This is a genomic window from Escherichia sp. Marseille-Q3837, assembly GCF_916618735.1.
GTDB lineage: Bacteria > Pseudomonadota > Gammaproteobacteria > Enterobacterales > Enterobacteriaceae > Escherichia > Escherichia ruysiae.
In genome coordinates, this window is record NZ_CAKAKC010000001.1 from 1,658,608 (window position 1) to 1,677,550 (window position 18,943).

At 51.2% G+C, this 18,943-nt stretch carries 16 protein-coding genes; 8 read left to right on the forward strand and 8 right to left on the reverse strand.

All coding sequences use genetic code 11. The features are described from left to right. Nucleotides 1-87 precede the first annotated feature (87 nt). Together qseC and qseB are read right to left on the reverse strand one after the other, a co-directional pair. Nucleotides 88-1,437, reverse strand: coding sequence for a quorum sensing histidine kinase QseC (qseC, locus tag LG381_RS07810; protein ID WP_032226297.1), 1,350 nt, complete (start codon nt 1,435-1,437; stop codon nt 88-90). Next, the gene (gene qseB, locus LG381_RS07815; protein ID WP_001221481.1) at nt 1,434-2,093 is read right to left on the reverse strand and encodes a quorum sensing response regulator transcription factor QseB; all 660 of its coding nucleotides are present in this window, start codon (nt 2,091-2,093) and stop codon (nt 1,434-1,436) included. Before qseB ends, qseC begins: the two co-directional genes overlap by 4 nt. Nucleotides 2,094-2,244: 151 nt before the next feature. Between qseB and ygiW the strand changes: the two genes are divergently transcribed. The 7 genes from ygiW to LG381_RS07850 all read left to right on the forward strand — a co-directional run bounded on the left by ygiW (nt 2,245) and on the right by LG381_RS07850 (nt 12,067). Beyond that, the gene (ygiW, locus tag LG381_RS07820) at nt 2,245-2,637 is read left to right on the forward strand and encodes an OB fold stress tolerance protein YgiW (RefSeq protein ID WP_010347824.1); all 393 of its coding nucleotides are present in this window, start codon (nt 2,245-2,247) and stop codon (nt 2,635-2,637) included. Between the two features lie 52 nt (nt 2,638-2,689). Continuing rightward, a complete protein-coding gene (locus LG381_RS07825; RefSeq protein WP_225762218.1) occupies nt 2,690-3,172 on the forward strand; it encodes a GyrI-like domain-containing protein in 483 nt (160 codons plus the stop codon). Between the two features lie 109 nt (nt 3,173-3,281). Then, nucleotides 3,282-4,889, forward strand: coding sequence for an ABC transporter substrate-binding protein (locus LG381_RS07830; RefSeq protein ID WP_225762219.1), 1,608 nt, complete (start codon nt 3,282-3,284; stop codon nt 4,887-4,889). Nucleotides 4,890-5,026: 137 nt separating this feature from the next. Continuing rightward, nucleotides 5,027-7,285 (forward strand): DNA topoisomerase IV subunit A, encoded by a 2,259-nt coding sequence (gene parC, locus LG381_RS07835; protein WP_032226284.1) that lies wholly within the window; start codon nt 5,027-5,029, stop codon nt 7,283-7,285. Between the two features lie 229 nt (nt 7,286-7,514). Beyond that, nucleotides 7,515-8,252, forward strand: a complete 738-nt coding sequence (gene plsC / locus LG381_RS07840) for a 1-acylglycerol-3-phosphate O-acyltransferase (RefSeq protein ID WP_000965725.1) — start codon at nt 7,515-7,517, stop codon at nt 8,250-8,252. 72 nt (nt 8,253-8,324) lie between these two features. Continuing rightward, nucleotides 8,325-9,737: a cell division protein FtsP gene (gene ftsP, locus LG381_RS07845; protein ID WP_000059392.1), complete on the forward strand. Its 1,413-nt coding sequence runs from the start codon at nt 8,325-8,327 to the stop codon at nt 9,735-9,737. A gap of 110 nt (nt 9,738-9,847) precedes the next feature. After that, nucleotides 9,848-12,067 carry a YgiQ family radical SAM protein gene (locus tag LG381_RS07850; protein ID WP_225762220.1) on the forward strand — a complete coding sequence of 740 codons (2,220 nt, stop codon included), beginning with the start codon at nt 9,848-9,850 and terminating at the stop codon, nt 12,065-12,067. A 42-nt stretch (nt 12,068-12,109) separates the two neighbouring features. On the opposite strand, the gene yqhH is transcribed toward LG381_RS07850, so the two are convergent. The 4 genes from yqhH to yqhD all read right to left on the reverse strand — a co-directional run bounded on the left by yqhH (nt 12,110) and on the right by yqhD (nt 15,640). Then, nucleotides 12,110-12,367 (reverse strand): lipoprotein YqhH, encoded by a 258-nt coding sequence (yqhH, locus tag LG381_RS07855; RefSeq protein WP_000848539.1) that lies wholly within the window; start codon nt 12,365-12,367, stop codon nt 12,110-12,112. Between the two features lie 50 nt (nt 12,368-12,417). Further along, the gene (locus LG381_RS07860; RefSeq protein WP_225762221.1) at nt 12,418-13,344 is read right to left on the reverse strand and encodes a YbjP/YqhG family protein; all 927 of its coding nucleotides are present in this window, start codon (nt 13,342-13,344) and stop codon (nt 12,418-12,420) included. A gap of 199 nt (nt 13,345-13,543) precedes the next feature. Then, nucleotides 13,544-14,371: a 2,5-didehydrogluconate reductase DkgA gene (gene dkgA / locus LG381_RS07865; protein ID WP_000013137.1), complete on the reverse strand. Its 828-nt coding sequence runs from the start codon at nt 14,369-14,371 to the stop codon at nt 13,544-13,546. Between the two features lie 105 nt (nt 14,372-14,476). Further along, entirely contained in the window at nt 14,477-15,640 is a 1,164-nt protein-coding gene (gene yqhD / locus LG381_RS07870; RefSeq protein WP_001058817.1) for an alcohol dehydrogenase, read from the reverse strand. A gap of 193 nt (nt 15,641-15,833) precedes the next feature. Between yqhD and yqhC the strand changes: the two genes are divergently transcribed. Further along, entirely contained in the window at nt 15,834-16,733 is a 900-nt protein-coding gene (gene yqhC, locus LG381_RS07875; protein WP_000817719.1) for a DNA-binding transcriptional regulator YqhC, read from the forward strand. Between the two features lie 39 nt (nt 16,734-16,772). Here yqhC and yghB read toward each other — a convergent pair whose 3' ends face one another. Together yghB and metC are read right to left on the reverse strand one after the other, a co-directional pair. Next, nucleotides 16,773-17,432: a DedA family general envelope maintenance protein YghB gene (gene yghB / locus LG381_RS07880; protein WP_000268433.1), complete on the reverse strand. Its 660-nt coding sequence runs from the start codon at nt 17,430-17,432 to the stop codon at nt 16,773-16,775. 139 nt (nt 17,433-17,571) lie between these two features. Then, nucleotides 17,572-18,759: a cystathionine beta-lyase gene (gene metC / locus LG381_RS07885; protein ID WP_010347810.1), complete on the reverse strand. Its 1,188-nt coding sequence runs from the start codon at nt 18,757-18,759 to the stop codon at nt 17,572-17,574. Nucleotides 18,760-18,943 lie beyond the last annotated feature (184 nt).

Below are 18,943 nucleotides of genomic sequence, written 5' to 3' on the forward strand. Positions count from 1 at the left end.
TTTGCCGACTATAGTACGTCACAGAGCGGTACGGTGAAATTAGCAAAATGTGCAAAGTCTTTTGCGAATTTAGCAACAATACCACCACTACCAGCTTACTTTCGCCTCAAATCCACCTTGTTTCGCATTCCCAAACACAACATTCATGCCATGCAATTTGGCGATCCGCTGGACAATCGACAGCCCAAGCCCACTGCCGGTGGCGGTTTGTCCTGGTGGGCGATAGAAACGTTCGCCAATTCGCGCCAGTGCCTCTGGCGTTACACCGGGACCGTTATCCCTTACGATGAAATTATCGGCATTCAGCGTGACGTCCACCACGCTGCCCTGTGGACTGTAGCGCACGGCGTTATCCAGCAGATTTCGTACCAGCAAACTTAGCAATAGCGGTTGTCCGGTGCGTTTGATGCCCTGTGTATTAAGCGTCAGCCGCACGTCAATTTTCGCCTGTTGCGCCGTGTGGTAAATATCCATTACCGACGATTGCAGGAGATCTTCAAGTGGGATCTCCGCGACGTCCTGAAGGTTATCCAGCGAGTCGAGCCGCGATAGTGTGAGCAGTTGATCAACAAGGCGGGTGGCGCGATCGATCCCGGAATGTAACTGTATCAGTGCTTTTTTCCGTGCCTGCGGATCGTCGTCGGAAAGCTGTGCGACTTCGGTTTGTACTTTCAGCGCCGTTAACGGGCTACGCAGTTCGTGAGCGGCATCGGAGGTAAAGCGTCGTTCACGAACCATCATCGCATGTGTACGGTCGAAAAGTTGATTCAGCGACTCGACCAGCGGACGCACTTCGTTGGGTACACCGTCAGCGTTGAGCGGTTTTTCCGAGTCAGGATCGCGCATACGTAGCGCCAGCGCCAGTTTGTTTAGTGGCGAGAGTTCACGACCCAGTAGTACCATCATGATGATCAACATGATAGGCAACGCGACGAGCCAGGGAATGAGCTGTCCAGTGACAATCGCCAGTGCCATGTCTTCACGGTATTCCCACTCCTGGCCAACAACGATGCGATATTTACCATCATGTGACGTCATCCAGACAAAACGCCAGGGATCGTCTTCACCTACCAGTTGCCCATTAGCAAAACCTTCCCGTTGATAGCTGTAGGGAATATCTTCTCCATTATCGCCATCGTTAAGAACCATGTTGCCGTCGTGAGTAAAGACTGCAAAGGTCAGCGCATCATCATCTACGTGACCGTGTTTTAATTTATTCGGTGTTTGCGCCATACGATCTGCCGCATTGATTTCGTTAAGATCGAGCGTACTTAACCGTTTGGCAAACAGCATCAACTGGGTATCGAATAACTCATCGACATTATCCATTGTTTGTTTCCAGGCGACAAAGCTGGAGACAAGCCAGGTCACCGAGGCCAGAATCAAAAAGATCAGCGTCAGTCTGACTCGCAGACTAAGGCGTTGGGTAAATTTCATTTCTCACCTAATGTGTAGCCAATACCGTGAACGGTGCGAATAAAGTCGCTGCCGAGCTTACGTCGCAGATGATGCACATGCACTTCGATGGCATTGCTGGTGACCTCTTCGTCCCAGGTGTACAGTTTTTCTTCAATCAATTTGCGCGGCAGTACCCGACCAGCGTTACGCATCAGTAATTCCAGCAGGGCAAATTCTTTTGGCTTCAGCGTTAAGGGTTCGCCAGCCTGAGTGGCAATACGTTTGCCGGGGTCGAGCATTACGTTACCGTGATGTAACTCATTGCTGGCTTGCCCGTTGCTTCGACGCATCAGTGCTTCCAGCCTGGCTGCGACTTCTATTAAGGCAAAAGGTTTACACAGATAATCGTCGGCGCCCAGACGCAAACCTTCTACGCGTTCCGCCAGGGCATCGCGCGCGGTCAGGATTAATACAGGCTCACGCTGACCTTTATCCCGCCATTCGCGCAAAATATCGCGACCATCCATTCCCGGTAAGGTTAGATCAAGGATTACTGCGTCATAAGGTGCGCTATAAAGCGCCTCTTTTCCCTGACGACCTTCCGTAAACCAGTCAACACTAAAGCCCATCTTACTAAGACCTGTTTTGATGCCGTCGCCAATCAGCATGTCATCTTCTATCAGTAAAATTCGCATCTTTTCATCCCTGCGATAGCTGTATTCGTTGCCAGTAAACCGTGTTGTAACGTGCTCTGTACAGTACTAAATTTTCTTTTTTTTTCTTAAGAAGTTGTTAAGGAGTATCTTGTTTAATGCTCGAAAACAGACATTAAAGGGAGTAACAAACATGAAAAAATTAGCAGCAGTAATTGCAGTAATGGCTCTGTGTAGCGCACCAGTTATGGCAGCAGAGCAGGGTGGTTTTTCTGGCCCATCGGCAACACAAAGTCAGACCGGAGGATTCCAGGGGCCGAACGGCAGTGTAACTAACGTAGAAAACGCAAAATCCCTGCGTGATGATACCTGGGTAACCCTGCGCGGCAATATCGTTGAACGCATCTCTGACGATCTCTACGTGTTCAAAGATGCCAGCGGTACTATCAATGTCGATATCGACCACAAACGCTGGAACGGTGTGACTGTTACACCGAAAGATACGGTTGAGATTCAGGGGGAGGTCGATAAAGACTGGAACTCTGTTGAGATCGACGTTAAACAGATTCGTAAAGTGAATCCGTAATTGTTACCGCTCCCGGGACGCGTTCCCGGGAATAATTTCGCAGGGAGGCAACATGAAAAACCTGACACTGGACGTGAACATCATCAATTTCCCTTCAACCCGCGTGGCTTTGTTGCCGCATCGCTGTAGCCCTGAGTTGCTCAACTATAGCGTGGCGAAATTTATCATGTGGCGCAAAGAGACGGGGCTTTCTCCTGTTAACCAAAGCCAGACATTTGGTGTTGCCTGGGACGACCCTGCAAGCACCGCGCCGGAAGCGTTTCGCTTTGATATCTGCGGCAGCGTTAGCGAAGCGATTCCGGAGAATCGTTATGGCGTGAGTAATAGTGAGCTTGATGGAGGACGTTATGCCGTGGCTCGTCACGTTGGCGAACTGGACGATATTTCGCGCACGGTATGGGGCATCATTCGTCAGTGGCTGCCTGAAAGCGGCGAGAAAATACGTAAAGCGCCAATACTGTTTCACTACACTAATCTGGCTGAAGGGATGTCAGAGCAGCGGCTGGAAACGGATGTCTATGTGCCGTTGGCGTGATGGGGGAATCTTTACCGGAGTGTGAGCCAAATCACTCGCGATAAGTTTGAGCTAACAATGTCACAGGCGTATTGTTGTCGGGCTTATAATTTCTTCGGTAAGGAATACCATGTATACGCGAAATTTATTATGGCTGGTCAGCCTGGTAAGTGCGGCTCCTCTCTATGCTGCTGACATTCCCGCCAACACACCGCTCGCCCCACAGCAAGTCTTTCGTTACAACAATCATAGCGACCCCGGTACGCTCGACCCGCAAAAGGTTGAGGAGAATACTGCTGCGCAGATTGTGCTGGATCTGTTTGAAGGTCTGGTATGGATAGACAGTGAAGGTAAAGTGCAACCCGCTCAGGCCGAATCATGGGAGGTGGCAGATAGCGGTAAACGCTATGTTTTCCATTTACGTCACGGCTTACAGTGGTCTGATGGTCAGCCCTTAACGGCACAGGATTTTGTCCTCGGCTGGCAGCGCGCGGTTGACCCCAAAACGGCAAGCCCTTTTGCCGGCTATCTGGCGCAGGCGCATATTAAAAATGCAGCGGCTATTGTGACAGGCAAAGCGGATGTTGCATCGCTGGGTGTGAAGGCTACCGATGACCGCACTCTTGAAGTCACGCTTGAGCAGCCCGTTCCCTGGTTCACGACCATGCTCGCCTGGCCGACGCTGTTTCCGGTTCCGCATCATGTGATTGCGAAGTATGGCGATAGCTGGAGTAAGCCAGAACATATGGTTTACAACGGTGCTTTTGTTCTTGATAAATGGGTAGTTAACGAAAAGATTACAGCCCGAAAAAATCCGGAATACCGCGATGCCGAGCATACGGTCTTACAGCAGGTTGAGTATCTGGCGCTGGATAATTCGGTCACCGGTTATAACCGCTATCGCGCGGGAGAGGTTGATCTCACCTGGGTTCCGGCGCAGCAAATTCCTGCAATCGAAAAATCACTGCCTGGCGAGCTGCGGATAATCCCTCGCCTGAACAGCGAATATTACAACTTCAACACCCGGAAACCGCCGTTTGATGATGCCCGTGTGCGGCGGGCATTGTATCTTACGGTTGACAGGCCGCTAATCGCGCAAAAGATACTTGGGCTACGAACGCCAGCAACAACATTGACGCCGACAGAGGTAGAAGGGTTTCGTGCGCCAACGTTTGAGGAACTGCAAAAGCCAATGGGTGAGCGCGTTGCGATGGCAAAAGCCTTGCTGAAACAGGCGGGATACGACGCCTCTCATCCGCTACGCTTTGAACTGTTCTACAACAAGTACGATCTGCATGAAAAAACGGCGATAGCCTTGTCTTCCGAATGGAAAAAATGGCTTGGCGCACAGGTGACGCTGCGAACGATGGAGTGGAAAACGTATCTCGATGCCCGGCGTAGTGGTGATTTCATGTTGTCGCGGCAGTCGTGGGATGCGACGTATAACGATGCTTCCAGCTTCCTGAACACGCTCAAAAGCGATAGTGAAGAAAATGTCGGTCACTGGAAAAATGCAAAGTATGACGCGTTACTAAACCAGGCCGCTCAGACCACTGACGCGACAAAGCGTAATGCGCTGTATCAACAGGCAGAGGCCATTATCAACCAGCAGGCACCGCTCATCCCCATCTACTATCAACCGCTGATCAAACTGCTTAAACCCTACGTTGGCGGTTTTCCGCTGCATAATCCCCAGGATTATGTCTACAGCAAAGAGTTGTATATCAAGGCACATTGATGCCTTTATCGCCGTCGGAGCACGTCCGGCGGCACTATTCACACTGATCTCCTGTGACTCGACGCGACAGATAATGTAGTATCTCCGGCAATATTGCCCCTTTGAAGGCTGGCGAATAAGTTGAGGAATCAGAATTAATGAGCGATATGGCAGAGCGCCTTGCGCTACATGAATTTACGGAAAACGCCTACTTAAACTACTCCATGTACGTCATCATGGATCGTGCGTTGCCGTTTATTGGTGATGGTCTGAAACCTGTTCAGCGCCGCATTGTGTATGCGATGTCAGAACTGGGTCTGAATGCTACCGCCAAATTTAAAAAATCGGCCCGTACTGTGGGTGACGTACTGGGTAAATACCATCCGCACGGTGACAGCGCCTGCTATGAAGCGATGGTACTAATGGCTCAGCCGTTTTCTTACCGTTATCCGCTGGTTGATGGGCAGGGAAACTGGGGGGCACCGGACGATCCGAAATCGTTCGCGGCAATGCGTTATACCGAATCCCGCCTGTCGAAATATTCTGAGCTGTTACTGAGTGAGCTGGGGCAAGGGACGGCGGACTGGGTGCCAAACTTCGACGGCACGTTGCAGGAGCCGAAAATGCTGCCTGCCCGCCTGCCGAATATTTTGCTTAACGGCACCACCGGTATTGCTGTCGGGATGGCGACGGACATTCCGCCACATAACCTGCGTGAAGTCGCACAGGCGGCAATCGCGTTAATCGACCAGCCGAAAACCACGCTCGACCAGTTGCTGGATATCGTGCAGGGCCCAGACTACCCGACTGAAGCGGAAATCATCACCTCCCGCGCCGAAATCCGTAAAATTTACGAGAACGGTCGTGGTTCTGTGCGTATGCGCGCGGTGTGGAAGAAAGAAGATGGCGCGGTAGTGATCAGCGCCTTACCGCATCAGGTTTCTGGCGCTCGCGTACTGGAGCAAATTGCTGCGCAAATGCGCAACAAAAAGCTGCCGATGGTTGACGATCTGCGCGATGAATCTGACCACGAGAATCCGACACGTCTGGTGATTGTGCCGCGTTCTAATCGTGTGGATATGGATCAGGTGATGAATCATCTGTTTGCCACGACCGATCTGGAAAAGAGCTATCGTATTAACCTCAATATGATTGGTCTGGATGGGCGTCCGGCGGTGAAAAACCTGCTGGAAATCCTCTCCGAATGGCTGGTGTTCCGTCGCGATACCGTGCGCCGCCGTCTCAATTATCGTCTGGAGAAAGTCCTCAAGCGCCTGCATATTCTTGAAGGTTTGCTGGTGGCGTTTCTCAATATCGACGAAGTGATTGAGATCATTCGTAATGAAGATGAACCGAAACCGGCACTGATGTCGCGTTTTGGCATTACGGAAACCCAGGCGGAAGCGATCCTCGAACTGAAACTGCGTCATCTCGCCAAACTGGAAGAGATGAAGATTCGCGGTGAGCAGAACGAACTGGAAAAAGAGCGTGACCAGTTGCAGAGCATTCTGGCTTCCGAGCGCAAGATGAATAACCTGCTGAAGAAAGAGCTACAGGCCGACGCACAGGCCTACGGCGACGATCGCCGTTCGCCGTTGCAGGAACGCGAAGAAGCGAAAGCGATGAGCGAGCACGACATGCTGCCGTCTGAACCCGTTACCATTGTGCTGTCACAGATGGGCTGGGTACGCAGCGCCAAAGGCCATGACATCGACGCACCAGGCCTGAACTATAAAGCGGGCGATAGCTTCAAAGCGGCGGTGAAAGGCAAGAGCAACCAACCGGTGGTATTTGTTGATTCTACCGGCCGTAGCTACGCCATCGACCCGATTACGCTGCCGTCGGCGCGTGGTCAGGGCGAACCACTCACCGGTAAACTGACGTTACCGCCAGGTGCCACAGTTGATCACATGCTAATGGAAAGCGACGATAAGAAACTGTTGATGGCTTCCGATGCTGGCTACGGATTCGTCTGCACCTTTAACGATCTTGTTGCCCGTAACCGTGCTGGTAAAGCGTTGATTACCTTACCTGAAAATGCGCATGTTATGCCGCCAGTAGTGATTGAAGATGCTTCTGATATGCTACTGGCTATCACCCTGGCAGGACGCATGTTGATGTTCCCGGTAAGCGAGCTTCCGCAACTGTCGAAGGGTAAAGGCAACAAGATCATCAACATCCCGTCGGCAGAAGCCGCGCGAGGCGAGGATGGTCTGGCACACCTGTATGTACTGCCGCCGCAGAGCACTCTGACTATTCATGTCGGGAAACGCAAAATTAAACTGCGCCCGGAAGAGTTGCTGAAAGTGACTGGTGAGCGTGGTCGCCGTGGCACCTTGATGCGCGGTTTACAGCGTATCGACCGTGTCGAGATTGACTCCCCTCACCGCGCCAGCAGCGGCGATAGCGAAGAGTAATATGCCGGAGGGGGGCTTTCTCCCGTTTGCAAGGAATGCCGGATGAAATGTTAAGTCGTCATCCGGCAGCGTATTCAACCCCCGGAAACGATAAAAATTCCCTTGAAACCGTTGTTTATTCATGCGTTGCGATTAACAATACGCTTTTCCAGAGAGCGGCTTTTAACAATGCCCTAACCTGATTTCAGGTGACGTACAATGCCAGTCTCTCAGATCTTCAGAGGGTGTTATGCTATATATCTTTCGTCTTATTATTACCGTTATTTACAGCATCTTAGTCTGTGTTTTCGGCTCCATTTACTGCCTTTTCAGCCCGCGAAATCCAAAGCATGTAGCCACCTTCGGGCATATGTTTGGGCGCCTTGCGCCGCTGTACGGGCTGAAAGTTGAGTGCCGCAAACCTGCTGATGCTGAAAGCTATGGTAATGCTATCTATATTGCTAACCACCAGAACAACTATGACATGGTGACAGCATCGAACATCGTGCAGCCACCGACGGTCACAGTGGGTAAAAAGAGTTTGCTGTGGATCCCCTTCTTTGGGCAGTTGTACTGGTTAACCGGTAACTTATTGATCGACAGAAACAACCGTACTAAGGCGCATGGCACCATCGCGGAAGTCGTGAACCACTTCAAAAAACGCCGTATTTCCATCTGGATGTTCCCGGAAGGAACGCGTAGCCGTGGTCGCGGCCTGCTGCCGTTTAAAACTGGGGCATTCCATGCGGCAATTGCGGCAGGCGTCCCGATTATTCCCGTGTGTGTTTCCACGACTTCGAATAAGATTAATCTTAATCGACTGAATAATGGTTTAGTGATCGTAGAAATGCTGCCGCCGATTGACGTCAGTCAATATGGTAAAGATCAGGTTCGCGAGCTGGCTGCTCATTGTCGTTCGATAATGGAACAAAAAATCGCCGAGCTCGATAAAGAAGTCGCAGAGCGCGAAGCCGCCGGAAAAGTTTAAGTCGGCAATCTGTTTTTTGCGGGGATGTTTTCCTGCACGGTATTACTTTAGCCAGTTTTACATGGAGCAAATATGTCACTCAGTCGGCGTCAGTTCATTCAGGCATCGGGGATTGCACTGTGTGCAGGTGCTGTCCCCCTGAAGGCAAGCGCAGCCGGTCAACAGCAACCACTGCCCGTTCCGCCGCTGCTTGAATCTCGCCGTGGGCAACCGTTATTTATGACAGTACAGCGCGCGCACTGGTCATTTACGCCAGGAACGCGCGCGTCGGTTTGGGGTATCAATGGTCGCTACCTTGGGCCGACTATCCGCGTCTGGAAGGGCGACGATGTTAAGCTGATTTACAGCAACCGACTGACAGAAAACGTCTCAATGACAGTGGCTGGATTACAAGTGCCAGGCCCACTGATGGGCGGCCCGGCACGCATGATGTCGCCAAACGCTGACTGGGCGCCTGTGCTGCCAATTCGCCAGAATGCTGCGACTTTGTGGTATCACGCCAATACCCCCAACCGCACGGCGCAGCAGGTCTATAACGGCCTTGCCGGGATGTGGCTGGTGGAAGATGAAGTCAGCAAGTCGCTGCCCATTCCTAACCATTATGGTGTGGATGATTTTCCGGTCATTATCCAGGATAAACGGCTGGATAACTTTGGTACGCCAGAATACAACGAACCGGGAAGCGGCGGCTTTGTTGGCGATACGCTGCTGGTCAACGGTGTACAAAGCCCGTACGTTGAAGTTTCGCGCGGTTGGGTGCGCCTGCGTCTGCTGAACGCATCGAACTCCCGTCGCTATCAACTACAGATGAGCGATGGTCGCCCGTTACATGTGATTTCTGGCGATCAGGGATTCCTGCCTGCTCCTGTATCGGTGAAGCAGCTTTCGCTGGCACCGGGCGAACGCCGTGAAATACTGGTGGATATGAGCAACGGTGATGAAGTGTCGATCACCTGTGGCGAAGCGGCGAGCATTGTTGATCGTATTCGCGGCTTCTTTGAGCCGTCCAGCATTCTGGTTTCTACGCTGGTGCTAACGCTGCGCCCGACCGGCCTTCTGCCGCTGGTGACTGACAGCCTGCCGATGCGCCTGCTGCCGACTGAAATAATGGCTGGTTCGCCGATTCGCAGCCGTGATATAAGCCTGGGCGATGATCCCGGCATCAACGGGCAGCTATGGGACGTTAACCGCATTGACGTTGCTGCCCAGCAGGGAACGTGGGAACGCTGGACGGTACGCGCGGATGAACCGCAATCATTCCATATTGAAGGTGTGATGTTCCAGATCCGTAATGTTAATGGCGCAATGCCATTCCCGGAAGACAGAGGCTGGAAAGATACCGTCTGGGTTGATGGACAAGTGGAACTGCTTGTTTATTACGGCCAGCCTTCCTGGGCGCATTTCCCGTTTTACTTTGGTAGCCAGACACTGGAAATGGCGGATCGCGGCTCTATTGGGCAGTTGCTGGTCAATCCAGTACCGTAATCTTCATACTCGCCCTGGGAGGGCGAGTATGGAATACCTTTCGATTTCTCTTTCGTTCCGGCTTATAATCCCCGGCCTTTGATTATTTTTTTATCATTTCTGGAAGCAAAATGAGCTCTATCTCCCTGATCCAACCGGATCGCGACCTGTTCTCCTGGCCGCAGTACTGGGCCGCCTGTTTTGGACCGGCACCGTTTTTGCCGATGTCTCGTGAAGAGATGGATCAACTTGGCTGGGATAGCTGCGACATCATTTTGGTTACTGGCGACGCGTATGTCGATCACCCAAGCTTTGGGATGGCGATTTGCGGTCGTATGCTGGAAGCGCAGGGCTTTCGTGTCGGGATCATCGCCCAACCGGACTGGAGCAGCAAAGACGACTTTATGCGTCTGGGTAAACCGAATCTGTTTTTCGGCGTGACCGCAGGCAATATGGACTCGATGATCAACCGCTATACCGCCGATCGCCGTTTACGTCATGACGATGCCTACACGCCGGATAACGTCGCGGGTAAGCGACCGGATCGCGCCACACTGGTTTATACCCAGCGTTGTAAAGAGGCGTGGAAAGATGTGCCGGTGATCCTCGGTGGTATTGAAGCCAGCCTGCGCCGTACCGCGCATTATGATTACTGGTCTGATACCGTGCGCCGTTCCGTGTTGGTGGATTCCAAAGCAGACATGCTGATGTTCGGTAACGGTGAGCGTCCGCTGGTGGAAGTGGCACACCGTTTGGCGATGGGCGAGCCGATTAGCGAAATCCGCGATGTACGTAATACCGCGATTATCGTGAAAGAGGCGCTGCCTGGCTGGAGCGGCGTGGATTCTACTCGCCTTGATACACCGGGGAAAATCGACCCGATTCCGCATCCGTATGGCGAAGATTTGCCGTGTGCGGATAACAAACCGGTGGCTCCGAAAAAACAAGAAGCCAAAGCCGTAACCGTGCAGCCGCCGCGTCCGAAGCCGTGGGAAAAAACCTACGTGTTGCTCCCTTCTTTCGAGAAAGTGAAGGGCGATAAAGTGCTGTACGCTCATGCTTCGCGTATTTTGCACCACGAAACCAACCCAGGCTGCGCTCGCGCATTGATGCAAAAACATGGCGACCGCTATGTGTGGATCAACCCGCCTGCTATTCCGCTTTCTACCGAAGAGATGGACAGCGTCTTTGCGCTGCCGTACAAGCGCGTGCCGCATCCGGCTTACGGTAATGCCCGTATTCCTGCTTACGAAATGATCCGTTTCTCAGTCAATATTATGCGTGGCTGCTTTGGCGGCTGCTCTTTCTGTTCTATTACCGAGCATGAAGGGCGCATTATTCAGAGCCGTTCGGAAGATTCGATCATCAATGAGATTGAAGCGATCCGCGACACCGTTCCTGGATTTACGGGCGTGATTTCCGATCTCGGCGGGCCAACTGCCAACATGTATATGTTGCGCTGCAAATCGCCACGCGCCGAGCAAACCTGCCGTCGTTTATCGTGCGTTTACCCGGATATTTGTCCGCATATGGACACTAACCACGAACCGACGATCAATCTCTATCGCCGCGCGCGCGATCTGAAAGGCATTAAAAAGATCCTGATTGCCTCCGGCGTGCGTTATGACATCGCCGTGGAAGATCCGCGCTATATCAAAGAGCTGGCAACCCATCACGTTGGTGGTTATCTGAAGATTGCCCCGGAACATACCGAAGAAGGGCCGTTGTCGAAGATGATGAAGCCGGGCATGGGCAGCTATGACCGCTTTAAAGAGCTGTTCGACACCTACTCGAAACAGGCAGGTAAAGAGCAGTATCTGATCCCATATTTCATCTCCGCGCACCCCGGTACACGCGATGAAGATATGGTGAATCTGGCGCTGTGGCTGAAGAAACATCGCTTCCGTCTCGACCAGGTACAGAACTTCTACCCGTCGCCGTTGGCTAACTCAACCACCATGTATTACACCGGCAAAAATCCGCTGGCGAAGATTGGTTATAAGAGCGAAGACGTTTTCGTGCCGAAGGGTGACAAACAGCGTCGTCTGCATAAAGCGTTGTTGCGTTACCACGATCCGGCAAACTGGCCGTTAATCCGCCAGGCGCTGGAAGCGATGGGTAAAAAGCATCTGATTGGCAGCCGTCGCGATTGCTTAGTGCCTGCGCCAACCATTGAAGAGATGCGCGAAGCTCGCCGTCAGAACCGTAATACCCGTCCGGCGTTGACCAAACATACCCCGATGGCGACCCAGCGCCAGACGCCTGTCGGAGCAAAGAAAGCGCCGTCTGCGCAACCTCGCCCGATGAATGCCGGTGCGAAGAAACGTCCTAAAGCGGCGACTGGACGTTAAAAAAACATCCCCGGTAACTGAATGCTACCGGGGATATTTTTATCACTCCGTATACATACGCAAGCAGCGCAGGCAATCAAAATAGTCCTGCGCATCAAGGCGTGTATTGGCTCTGTTAGCTTCGGATTTGGCGGCGTAAATTTGCGGGCGTAATGCTTTTATATCCTGCTCTAGCCGGGCGATTTTGGCATTTAATGTTTGTACATTACCTGCCAGTTGATTGACCTTTTGCTCATTGACGCAACCACTTAATAAGCCGGTTACCAGAACAACAGCTCCCACGGTGAAAATCGTTTTCATATCGTGCTCCCTTTTATTTATTGTTCCGACTAATTTTTATTTTATTCAGTTCATTGCGTTAATCTGGCGGCGGTTTTCGTTTCAATCTGTTTAAGCAAGCTACCGCTGCCTGGACGGATAAAATCGGCAATTTCCCACTTTCCTTCGCGCCGATGTAAAACTAAATCCTGCTCTTCACTGTTACCATTGTTCAGCGCAATACGAACATGAATACGGGCGGAATCGGCGGTTTTTTTCTGAACACGAATTTCATCAACACGAGCAAATAGCGACTCTTCACCAAAACAAATCGGGTTGTCGTAAATAAATTGCCGTTCTATTTGCATCTCTTGATCGAAATTGCCGTTTTTATTGAAGGTGGTTTTATAAAATTCATTGACTGCCTGGCGATAGGTGTCGGAAACAACCCATGTCCAGGGCCAACTATAATCGGCAATATGTTTAAACAGTTCAGCGACAAAGGCTTCAGGCTCTTCTTTTTGTAATGAAGCCAGTGTTGCCAGGATTTTTTCATTCTCGCTATTAACTGCCTGCCAGACGCTACCATGGTTGCTGACAACATCATCAATGACCCAACGATCATTTTCTGCCACCATTTTCAGCGTTTGCGTGGTCTTTTCTTTATCGTCGTCAAAGGTACGGAAACGCACAACGGCATCTGCATGATCGGTATCCGTTTGAGTAACCACTACGCTTTCTAACACCAGATCGCCAAAATCCTGACAATCACAAATCGGATCATAATCCAGCCAGCCAATATTGCCCGGCAGCGTGAGATTATCATTCAGGGTAAGTGCCTTTTGTATGCGTGCAGACGTTATCGCCTGCTCTCCTGTCTCACCAAAATAAGGCGCGCTGGCATCAGATTTATAGTTTTGATAAATCTGGCGAACTGTCTGTTCTACAGTCAGCGAGGATGATTGGGCTTGAGTAGTGAAGCTTGCAAAAAACGCCAAAAACAGAAGTATTATTTTCATCTGTTTTTGACCTCACCGTCGTGTTTATCCATATTGTAGAGGCTTTGTTGATTAAAGAGCTCCCAGCTCTGCATGATGATGTCCTTAAATTTGGCATTTCTGAGCAGGGGAGAGTAACAACGGGCGGGAGGTGAGGGGAATAAATGATTTCTGAAAAGTCCGGTAGCGGAACATTACCGCTACCGGGAGAATTTGCCCGTTAGCCGCCGAACTGGTCGGGATCGGGACCGAGACGTTTACCCTGATCGAGTTTTGCGATTTCACCAAGTTCGTCTTTGTCGAGACGGAAATCCCAGACATCAAAGTTTTCGGCAATGCGTGAAGGCGTGACCGATTTCGGGATCACCACCAGACCGTTATCCAGATGCCAGCGGATAACAATTTGTGCCGGTGTTTTGCCGTATTTATCCGCCAGGTCGCGAATGACTTTCTGATCGAAAACGCCTTTCCCACCTTGCGCTAATGGACTCCAGGATTCGGTCTGGATTTTGTGCGTGGCATTCCAGGCATGAAGCTGGCGTTGCTGCATCAGCGGGTGAAGTTCGATTTGATTAATAACAGGCGTCACGCCAGTTTCGTCGATCAGACGTTGCAGGTGGTGGATCTGGAAGTTACAGACGCCAATGCTTTTGATTAATCCCTCTTTTTGCAGCTCGATCATTCCTTTCCACGCCTCGACATAGTGATCGATAGCGGGAACGGGCCAGTGCATTAAGTAAAGGTCTATATAATCAAGCTGGAGTTTTTTCAGGCTGTCGAGCAGTGCTTCGCGGGGGTGTTTGTGGTCGTCGTTCCACAGCTTGGTTGTAATGAACAACTCTTCTCTGGCAAGTGCGGCATTTTTCAGCGCCTTGCCGACACCTTCTTCGTTTTTATAGGCAGCAGCGGTATCAATTGAGCGATAACCCACTTCCAGGGCTTTTTGAATAGCGGTGATAACTTCCTCATTACTTGCTTGCCAGACGCCCAGTCCCAGCTGGGGCATGACATTGCCATCCTGTAGCTTAATAACGGTTGGATTAGCCATACGTTCCTCCTTTTATATGAACTCACCGGAGCCTGCTCCGGTGAGTTGGTGTGAACTTAAGTCTGGACGAAATACCCAAAAACGAAAGTTTGAGGAGGAAAAAGCTTAACGAGCAGCTTCGTAAATGCGGCGGCTGACATCCAGCGTAATGTCATGATTTTCGCCCAGTTGGGTCATGCCGTGTTCTTCCAGTTTCTTCAGCAATGCCGGGATGGAGCTGCCGTCCAGACCGTAGTCGGACAGGCGGGTCGGCACGCCCAATTGCTCGAAGAAGTTGCGGGTAGCGGCAATTGCAGCGTCAATACGCTCATCGTCGGAACCTTCAGTGATGTTCCAGACGCGTTCAGCATATTGCAGCAGTTTCGCGCGCTTGGTGTCGCGTTTTTCATTCCACAGAGCAGGCAGGACAATAGCCAGCGTTTGCGCGTGATCCAGACCGTGCATCGCAGTCAGTTCGTGTCCCAGCATATGTGTTGCCCAGTCCTGCGGTACGCCGGCGCCGATCAAACCGTTCAACGCCTGAGTCGCAGCCCACATGACGTTGGCGCGCACATCGTAGTTTTCTGGCTCTTTCAGGGCTTTCGGACCATCTTCGAGAAGCGTCAGCAAAATGCCTTCTGCGAAGCGATCCTGAATTTTTGCATCAACCGGTTTGGTAACATACTGTTCCACGGTGTGTACAAAGGCATCCACTACGCCATTAGCCACCTGGCGCGGCGGCAGGGTGTAGGTATAAACCGGATCGAGCACGGCAAATACGGGTTGAACGTGGGCAGAATGGAACGCCTGCTTGTCGCCGGTGGTTTTACGGGAGATAACCGCACCTGCGTTGGATTCTGAACCGGTCGCTGGCAGCGTCAGCACACAGCCCATCGGGATGGCGCTTTTAATCTCTTTACCGCCCGTTTGCAGAATGTGCCACGGATCGATGTTCTCAGGATAATTTGCCGCTGCGGCGATAAATTTGGTGCCGTCCAGTACGGAACCGCCGCCAACCGCCAGCAGGAAAGTCACTTTCTGTTCGCGAACCAGTTTCACGGCGTTCATCAGCGTTTCATAAGCCGGGTTTGGTTCAATACCGCCAAACTCCAGCACGTCCATACCTTTCAGCGCATCCAGAACCTGATCGAGAACGCCAGTTTTTTTCACACTGCCGCCGCCGTAGGTAATCAATACGCGAGCATCGTGAGGAATTTGTTCGCGTAAACCAGCGATAGCGCCTTTACCAAACAGAATACGGGTTGGGGTGTGCAGATTAAAGTTGTTCATTACGTGCTCCCTTTGCTGGGTCAATATGAGGGCAGAGATCGGTCTGCCTGATGTTTTTCATTGTGGTCGCCAGCGTCGCTGCTCTCAATGCTCATTTCTGCCAATGTCTTGCCTATTTCTCCAGAGCACTGGAGAAATAGTACAAAATTGCGCACAATCAAATTGACGCATTATTCTTAAGAAATTACGCGATATGAAACGTGAAGAGATTTGCCGCCTGCTGACGGACAAAATTAATAATCTGAAAAATAAAGAAAATAGTTTGTCTGAATTGCTGCCCGATGTGCGCTTATTGTATGGCGAGAACCCCGGCGCACGTACGCCGGTGATGTATGAGCCTGGCATCATAATTCTCTTTTCCGGGCATAAAATCGGCTATATCAATGAGCGCGTGTTTCGTTATGATGCCAATGAATATCTGCTGCTGACGGTGCCGTTACCGTTTGAGTGCGAAACCTATGCCACGCCGGAAGTGCCATTAGCGGGTTTACGTCTCAATGTTGATATTTTGCAGTTACAGGAACTGTTGATGGACATTGGTGAGGATGAGCATTTCCAGCCGTCGATGGCTGCCAGTGGTATAAACTCCGCTACGTTGTCAGAAGAGATTTTATGCGCGGCGGAGCGGTTACTTGATGTGATGGAGCGACCGCTGGATGCGCGCATTCTCGGTAAACAGATCATTCGCGAAATTCTTTACTACGTGCTGACCGGACCTTGCGGCGGTGCGTTACTGGCGCTGGTCAGTCGGCAGACTCATTTCAGCCTGATTAGCCGCGTGTTGAAACGGATTGAGAATAAATACACTGAAAACCTGAGCGTCGAGCAACTGGCGGCAGAAGCCAACATGAGCGTTTCGGCGTTCCACCATAATTTTAAGTCTGTCACCAGCACCTCGCCGTTGCAGTATTTGAAGAACTACCGACTGCATAAGGCACGGATGATGATAATCCATGATGGCATGAAGGCCAGCGCGGCGGCGATGCGCGTCGGCTACGAAAGTGCGTCGCAATTTAGCCGTGAGTTTAAACGCTACTTCGGTGTGACGCCGGGGGAAGATGCGGCAAGAATGCGGGCGATGCAAGGGAGTTAAATGTGTTCCCGGACAAGTCGCCGGGAACGGAGAAAAACGTCAGGCGTTACCGTATTTCTTTTTAATCACCACAAACAGCGTGCCTAACAGGCCTGCGGTTAACAGGGCAATCGGCAGGATCATCAGGAACGTCATCACCTGATCTTCATGGCGCTTAACGAACGGGATCATGCTTAAGGCATAACCAAAACTGGTCACCACGCTGACCCATAGCAATCCACTTAACCAGTTGAAAAACTGGAAGCGGCGGTTTGGCAACCCGGAAATTCCCGCCATGGTTGGTAGCAGCGTGCGGACAAATGCAAGAAAACGTCCAGCCAGCAAAGCCAGCAAACCGTGGCGGTCAAACATACAGGTGGCGCGCTGATGATATTTGGCCGGAAGCTGTGCCAGCCAGCCTTTCACCGTTTTGGTATTACCTAGCCAACGCCCCTGAATATAACTTAACCAGCAGCCCAGGCTGGCTGCGGCAGTCAGAATCACGATTGTTGGCAGAAAATCCATCACCCCCTGGGCAATCAGTGCGCCAGCCAGTATCAACAAGCTGTCGCCTGGCAAAAATGAAGCGGGCAGCAGACCGTTTTCTAAAAACAGCGTGGCAAACATGACAAAGTAAACAACGCTAACAATATGAGGATCCGCCAGCGCGGCAAAGTCGTGTTGCCAGAGCGCAGCGATAATGTCTTGAATAACAGCCATGGACTTTCCTGTGGAACAGCGTTTAAGCCTTTATTTGCCTATTGTACTCCTGAATTGTCCGGGACGCCTTGATCCCGGACGCAACAATTTAAGACTATTCACAATTAAATGTCTGCAAAATTGTCCAAATTTGGCAATGTTACACAATTCGGGTAAATCCCGCGTTCAGATCGGCAATCAGATCGTCGACGTTTTCCAGACCAATATGCAGGCGAATCAATGTGCCGCTGAAATCAATCTTTCCTTGTGGGCGGATGGCGGCGATATGTTCCGGCTGATTCGCGAGGATCAACGATTCATAACCGCCCCACGAGTAGGCCATGCTAAATAAACTGAAGTTATCCAGATAGTTCGCCAGTTCTTCATCGTTGAGTTTTTTCTTAAGCACAAAGGAAAATAGCCCGCTGCTGCCTGTAAAGTCTCGTTTCCAGAATTCGTGACCTTTACTTTCCGGCAGAGCAGGGTGGTTAACTCGCGCTACTTGCGGATGTTCTGCCAGCCATTCAGCCACTTTCAGACTGCTTTCATGATGTTGACGCAAACGCACACCTAATGTGCGCAGGCCACGGCTGGTCATATAAGCGGTATCGGCATCGACCATTTGTCCCATCAGATAAGCGTTCTCCCGTAGTTGCTCCCAGCAACGGGCATTGCATACTGCGGTGCCGATCATGGCATCCGAGTGACCTATCAGATACTTGGTTCCCGCCTGAATCGAAATATCAATACCAAAATCAAGAGCTTGAAAAAGCACCCCGGCAGCCCAGGTGTTATCGATCATAATGATGGCGTCTGGCACGACACTGCGCACGGCAGCAACAATCGCCGGAACGTCGTGGACTTCCATAGTGATGGAGCCTGGCGATTCCAGAAAGACGATTTTAGTGTTTGGCTGCAGATGTTTAACGATATCCGCGCCAATCAGCGGATCAAACCACGATGTTGTTACGCCCAGTTTGCTGAGGATTTTGCTACAGAAATCCTGACTCGGTTCATAGGCGGTATTGGTCATCAATACATGATCGCCCTGTTCGACAAAAGCAAGAATGGAATTGGCAACGGCGGCCGCACCGCAAGGAAACAGTGCACAGCCGGCGCCACCTTCCAGTTCGCACATTGCTTCTTGTAACGAGAAGTGGGTTAACGTTCCGCGCCGTCCATAGAACAATTCGCCGTTGGCGCGATTACGCGTTGCATGTTTTTTCGCTTCAACGCTATCAAAAACCAGCGAAGAGGCGCGCTGAATCACGCTATTCACCGCGCCGAGAGTGTATTTTTTGCTGCGTCCTGCATTCACCAGTTGAGTATCAAGCTTTTTGTCCGCCATGTCGGGATTCCTGTTTTTATACGTCTGGATGTCTAAACTAGCATGAATAACAGCGAGCGCATCCTGAAGAATTGGCATAAAGAAGAAAATTTTCGCAAATGGCGTTCTGGTGGCTTTTTTACTGCGTAAACGCAAAGAAAAGAAAGCAAAGGTACGGCAGTATGCAAATAGTAATGAGAACGAC